Annotated in this window: 7 protein-coding genes and 1 pseudogene; 4 read left to right on the forward strand and 4 right to left on the reverse strand. The window is 63.6% G+C overall.

Going from position 1 to position 5,121, the window contains the following annotated elements:
• Together AQY21_RS29555 and AQY21_RS28415 are read right to left on the reverse strand one after the other, a co-directional pair.
• Positions 1-333 (reverse strand): annotated as a pseudogene (locus tag AQY21_RS29555) (hypothetical protein); the annotation flags it as partial.
• Complete coding sequence (locus tag AQY21_RS28415; RefSeq protein WP_152988085.1) at positions 243-647, reverse strand: antirestriction protein; 405 nt, start codon at positions 645-647, stop codon at positions 243-245. The gene AQY21_RS28415 and the pseudogene AQY21_RS29555, both read right to left, overlap by 91 nt.
• A gap of 153 nt (positions 648-800) precedes the next feature.
• Between AQY21_RS28415 and AQY21_RS03010 the strand changes: the two genes are divergently transcribed.
• Both AQY21_RS03010 and AQY21_RS03015 read left to right on the forward strand, forming a co-directional pair.
• A complete protein-coding gene (locus AQY21_RS03010; protein WP_058096350.1) occupies positions 801-1,076 on the forward strand; it encodes an AbrB/MazE/SpoVT family DNA-binding domain-containing protein in 276 nt (91 codons plus the stop codon).
• Positions 1,063-1,452: a type II toxin-antitoxin system VapC family toxin gene (locus AQY21_RS03015; protein WP_058096351.1), complete on the forward strand. Its 390-nt coding sequence runs from the start codon at positions 1,063-1,065 to the stop codon at positions 1,450-1,452. The genes AQY21_RS03010 and AQY21_RS03015 overlap by 14 nt, the downstream gene beginning before the upstream one ends.
• Positions 1,453-1,456: 4 nt before the next feature.
• Here the strand turns inward: AQY21_RS03015 and AQY21_RS03020 are convergent, their stop codons facing one another.
• Positions 1,457-1,798: a thermonuclease family protein gene (locus AQY21_RS03020; protein ID WP_058096352.1), complete on the reverse strand. Its 342-nt coding sequence runs from the start codon at positions 1,796-1,798 to the stop codon at positions 1,457-1,459.
• 653 nt (positions 1,799-2,451) lie between these two features.
• Between AQY21_RS03020 and AQY21_RS03025 the strand changes: the two genes are divergently transcribed.
• Positions 2,452-3,666, forward strand: a complete 1,215-nt coding sequence (locus AQY21_RS03025; RefSeq protein ID WP_058096353.1) for a M24 family metallopeptidase — start codon at positions 2,452-2,454, stop codon at positions 3,664-3,666.
• A 61-nt stretch (positions 3,667-3,727) separates the two neighbouring features.
• Here AQY21_RS03025 and AQY21_RS03030 read toward each other — a convergent pair whose 3' ends face one another.
• A complete protein-coding gene (locus tag AQY21_RS03030; RefSeq protein ID WP_058096354.1) occupies positions 3,728-4,519 on the reverse strand; it encodes a creatininase in 792 nt (263 codons plus the stop codon).
• A 98-nt stretch (positions 4,520-4,617) separates the two neighbouring features.
• On the opposite strand from AQY21_RS03030, the gene AQY21_RS03035 reads away from it, so the two are divergent.
• A partial coding sequence (locus AQY21_RS03035; RefSeq protein WP_152988086.1) for a LysR family transcriptional regulator occupies positions 4,618-5,121 on the forward strand: 504 nt, incomplete at its 3' end.

Here is a 5,121-nt window from a genome sequence, read left to right on the forward strand (position 1 = left end):
GCATTCGTCCGCCTCTGACCCCGGAAATCGACCTCGGCATTGCGGCTGTGGCGTTGGTTGCGGGGCATCGGATCGGTCTTGGCAGCTACGGTCAAGGCGGATGGATCGGTGGCCGGGATCCCGAGTCCGGGAGGATCGCCGGGTTCGTCATCCGGCGGGGTCTCGCCCGTCCGCGGTTGGACGCTCTTCATCGAGGGTGAGCCATCAGGCCGCCACCGGTTCGAGGCCCATGGCGAACGCCTTCACCAGCGTGCCGTCGACCGAGAAGTGGTCGTCAGACAGCAGCGGCGCCACCTGGCGGTGCGCCAGGATCGCGGCCATGGACGCCCGAGCGGTTCCCCGAAATCCACGATGCGCACACCCAGTTGCTGCGCGACCTGCTGCACGCGCGGGTTCTGCACATCCACCTTGCCAAGCTGGAAGCGCGGTTTCGAGGTCGGTGCCATATAGAGCGGCGCGCCGGCCAGTTCGTAGAAATCCCAGATGCCGCCGCCGTAATCCGCGGGGCTCAGCCGTTCCATGAAGCTGAACACCGTATGTTCGCCGATGATCAGAAGGCGGTGGCCGAAAAGCCGGGGAAGAAACTCCATGCGGCGGTCTTCGGGGACCAGCGTCGCGTCGTTGGGTGCGGGGGTGGCGAGAATCATGATATGGTTCTCCGGAAAGAGGAAGGGGATGCGCTGTGCCGGGGACGCTCTCGCTCGTCCCTACACGCAGCTTCTTCCTGACCCGTCTCTGCCTCTTGAACCATGTGGCAAGGACGACTATCTTACCCTCGTCTTACCTGTGGAGTTCGACCCATGGCGCAGCCCGATCCCCTGATCACCACCGTCTCGACCAAGGGGCAGGTCATCCTGCCCAAGGCCATCCGCCAGCGCCGGGACTGGGATGCCGGCACAAGGCTGATCGTCGAGGAAACGCCCGAGGGGGTGTTGCTGAAGCGGGCGCCGGCCTTTGCGCCGACGCGGCCGGAGGCTGTCTTCGGGATGCTACCCTTCGCCGGTGAGCCGAAATCGCTCGAGGATATGGAGGCCGGGGTGCTGGCCGAGGCCCGCCGGCGCCATGATCGCGATTGATACCAATATCGTCGTCCGCTACCTGACCGGCGATCACCCCGAGCAAGCGGCACGGGCGCGCGAGATCGTGGACGGCCAGCCGGTCTTCGTGCCGGTCACGGTGGTACTGGAGACGGAATGGGTGCTGCGCAGCGCCTATGGCTACAAGCCGGGTGATGTCGCGCGGGCCTTGCGGGCCTTCGGCGGCCTGCCGCAGGTCACCATCGAGGACGCGGCGACGGTGGCCGCCGCCCTTGATCTCGCCGAGCAGGGTATGGATTTTGCCGATGCGCTGCATCTGGGCCGCGCGGCGGGTCAGGAGGCTTTGCTGACCTTCGACCGCCGGTTCATGAAGGCGGCGCAAGCCGCCGGGATCGACCTCGTCCGCGAAGCCTGACGGGTCAGCCGAACTGCACTCTTGTTCTCATTTCGCGCCAGCCCTTCGCTGACGAGAATGTTGCCGACATCGTGACCTTCGACGCGGATCGCCGCCAGGGGCCGGCCATAATGGTCGGTGCCTTGGCTTGCAGGAGGTCGGCAAGCCGCTGCTTCGATTGCAGCGCGAGGTCGGATTTTTGGGCACATTGTCCCCTGATCTCCAGAGCGTCGATGTTGACGATTCGCATGGCTTCAGCTTCCCGTCCCAAACCAAGCTGGACGGAATCCCCGTCCCAGACCCGGATTTCGGCCGGTTCGCAGGATGCCGCGCAGAGCAGGACGGAAACGACGATATGGTTGAGCATGGCGGGAGACTTTCGTCAGGCCGCGGGTAGGTGGTGCTATTCTGGCCGTTTTCCCGATATGGGCCGGGATCGCAATGCGATTCGGTCTACAGTTGGGAAGGGACGGCTGTGCTGTTGCGCCAGGCAGCGCTCAGTCCCAGCCGCATCGGCGATCTCGCGGGCGGTCATAGCGCGGGCCTTCATCATCACATCGTCGCCGGACACGCCGATGTGACCGTAGAACCGTGTCCGGGGGCCATTGGCAATCCAGTCCGCATAGCGGCAATATTCGCGGGTACCGAGCCGGAACGGGCAGGCGGTGATTACCCCGGCGCGCGGACCGCAATTCGTCGCCGAACTCCCGGTGAAGAAATTCCATGGCGTCGGTCCGGCGACGGCGGCGAAGATGGAACGCCTCGGTTCGAGCAGATCGAGCAGGCCTCGTTGTCGAGAACCAGCCGCACGGCACGTTCGCGCACCTCAGGGGAAAACTTGCTCGTCGTCTTGCTCATGATGCTCCTTCCTACTCAAAAGTTGGAGCCTCCGGCAAATCCGGCGTGGTTCACTGGCGCAGCCCCTCATTCGTCCAAATCCTCGGATTATCAAAACAAATTTTAGTCCTGGCGCAGCGGCGGATAGCCTTGTCCCCAGCAAACCGACGGAGGACGGATCTCATGACCGACGACATGCTTCATGTCATGGAATGGCATAATGGCGAGAAGGATTTTTCCCCCTTCTCGGATGCCGAGATGCAGCGGCGCCAGGACGACATGCGCCGCTGGATGGCCGAGAACGGCGTCGATGCGGCGCTGTTCACCTCGTATCATTGCATCAATTATTATTCGGGCTGGCTCTACTGCTATTTCGGCCGCAAATACGGCATGGTCATCACCCAGGACGCGGCGACCACGATCAGCGCCGGCATCGATGGCGGCCAGCCCTGGCGGCGCAGCTTCGGCGGCAACGTCACCTATACCGACTGGCGGCGCGACAACTATTATCGCGCGGTGCGTCAACTCACCCCCGGCGTCAAGCGGTTGGGGATCGAGTTCGATCATGTCTCGCTGGATTTCCGCCGCCAGCTCGAGGCGGCGCTGCCGGGGGTCGAGTTCGTCGATGTCGGCCAGCCCTCGATGTGGATGCGTTCCATCAAGTCGGCCGAGGAGCAAAAGCTGATCCGCGAGGGCGCCCGCATCTGCGACGTGGGCGGCGCGGCCTGCGCGGCGGCGGTCAAGGCCGGCGTGCCCGAGCACGAGGTCGCCATCGCCGCAACCAATGCCATGATCCGCGAGATCGCCGCCTCCTTCCCCTTCGTCGAGCTGATGGACACTTGGACCTGGTTCCAGTCCGGCATCAACACCGACGGGGCGCATAACCCGGTGACGAACAAGAAGATCGCATCGGGCGAGATCCTGTCGCTGAACTGCTTCCCGATGATCTTCGGCTATTATACCGCGCTGGAGCGCACGATGTTTTGCGACAGCGTGGACGATGCCAGCCTCGACATCTGGGAAAAGAACGTCGCCGTGCATCGCCGGGGCCTGGAACTGATCAAGCCCGGTGCGAAATGCAACGAGATCGCATTGGAGCTCAACGACATGTACCGCCAGTGGGATCTGCTGAAATACCGCAGCTTCGGCTATGGCCACAGCTTCGGCGTGCTCTGCCATTATTACGGCCGCGAGGCCGGGGTCGAGTTGCGCGAGGATATCGAGACCGAGCTGAAGCCGGGCATGGTGGTCTCGATGGAGCCGATGGTGATGCTGCCCGAGGGCACGCCCGGTGCGGGCGGCTATCGCGAGCATGACATCCTGATCGTGACCGAGGATGGGGCCGAAAACATCACCGGATTCCCCTTTGGCCCCGAGCACAACATCATCCGCAATTGAGCCGGTTGCGGAAGCCTGGAATGAAAGGCGGGTCCGCTCCGGCGGGCCCGCCGCGCCTTGGTCAGGCGGGACGGGTCGGGCCAAACTCGGCCCGCAGCGCGGTGACGATGCCGGTGGTGCAGATCTCGAGCAACAGCTCGCCCTTTTCGGCCGAGGCCTGTTTCGGCGAGGACAGCGTGCCCGGTGCGGGCGTCCATTCCGGCTTGACCGGATAGACGTCATAGGGCGGGAAGCTGGCTGGCGCGACATCCACCGCCCGGGCCAGATCGACGAATTCAGGATAGAGCGCCAGCATGAGCGAGGTCTCCAGCACGCCGCCATGCTCCAGATCCCAGCCGGGAAAGCCGTCGGGATAAAGCCTGACAATGTCCTTTTCGCCGACGAAATCCCAATAGGACAGCACGACGATCTTCATGTCGCGGATACCGTCCCATCGCAATTCGCGCAGGGCAAGGTCGATGCCCTCGATGATGAACCAGGAGTTCTCGAAATGGCCGTTGACCAGGCAGATCCGGCGCACGCCATGGCGGGCGAATTCCTTGATGACGTCGCGCAGCGCCGCGACCAGCGTGGCGCCGTCCAGGCTGGTGGTGCCGGGCAAGTGGTTGCCGCCGCCGGATTTCTGATGCGACTTGTAGCCATAGGTAAAGGCCGGCGCCACCAGCCCGCCGATGTCCAGCGCGGCGCGGCGGGCAAATTCCGTCGGCAGCAGCACATCGACATGCAGCGGCATGTGATGGCCGTGCTGTTCCATCGAGCCGATGGGGATCAGGATCGGCGTGGAACCATCCTTTACCGCAGCGTGATAATCGGGCCAGGCAAGCTCGGACGCGAATGCTGTCTTCTTCGGCATGATGCACCTTATGGGAAAGGGGGATGCCGGAATTAGAGTTTCACCTTGAATATAAATGAAATATATAGTCGCAATCCTTGCATTGCGGGGGTAAATCCATGGCCGGGGTAACCAATCTTCCAACCGATCTTTTGCGCACCTTCATCGCCGTGGTGGAACTGGGCGGACATTCCAAGGCCGGGGCTGCGCTGGGGCGCAGCCAGCCGGCGATCTCGCTCCAGATTCGCCGGCTCGAGGAACTGGTGCGCGCGCCGCTGCTGACGCAGGAGGGCCGCAATATCCTGCCCACGCCAGCCGGCGAGGCGCTGCTAAGCTATGCGCGCGAGATGCTGCGCATCAATGACGAGGCGGTGCGCTATTTCCACCGTTCGGACAAGACCGGCGTGCTGCGCATCGGCCTGCCGACCGATTACGCCGTCGCCTTCCTTCAGGGCACGCTGACCCGCTATATCCGCGACCATGCTGATGTCGAGCTTGAGGTGCATTGCGATCTCAGCCGCGAACTGCACCAGCATCTGCGTGCGGACGACCTGGACATCATCGTCGCGGTGATGCCGACTGCGCGCATGCCTTATGTCTCGCGCATGTGGACCGAGCAGCCG

Origin of the sequence: Paracoccus sp. MKU1 (genome assembly GCF_001447385.1) — a bacterium.
Taxonomy (GTDB): Bacteria; Pseudomonadota; Alphaproteobacteria; order Rhodobacterales; family Rhodobacteraceae; genus Paracoccus.

Excerpts from the sequence above, each read along its gene's own strand:
- AQY21_RS03010 (WP_058096350.1), top strand. The coding sequence starts at position 801 with ATGGCGCAGCCCGATCCCCTGATCACCACCGTCTCGACCAAGGGGCAG.
- AQY21_RS03030 (WP_058096354.1), bottom strand. The coding sequence starts at position 4,519 with ATGCCGAAGAAGACAGCATTCGCGTCCGAGCTTGCCTGGCCCGATTAT.
- AQY21_RS03025 (WP_058096353.1), top strand. The coding sequence starts at position 2,452 with ATGACCGACGACATGCTTCATGTCATGGAATGGCATAATGGCGAGAAG.
- AQY21_RS28415 (WP_152988085.1), bottom strand. The coding sequence starts at position 647 with ATGATTCTCGCCACCCCCGCACCCAACGACGCGACGCTGGTCCCCGAA.
- AQY21_RS03015 (WP_058096351.1), top strand. The coding sequence starts at position 1,063 with ATGATCGCGATTGATACCAATATCGTCGTCCGCTACCTGACCGGCGAT.
- AQY21_RS03020 (WP_058096352.1), bottom strand. The coding sequence starts at position 1,798 with ATGCTCAACCATATCGTCGTTTCCGTCCTGCTCTGCGCGGCATCCTGC.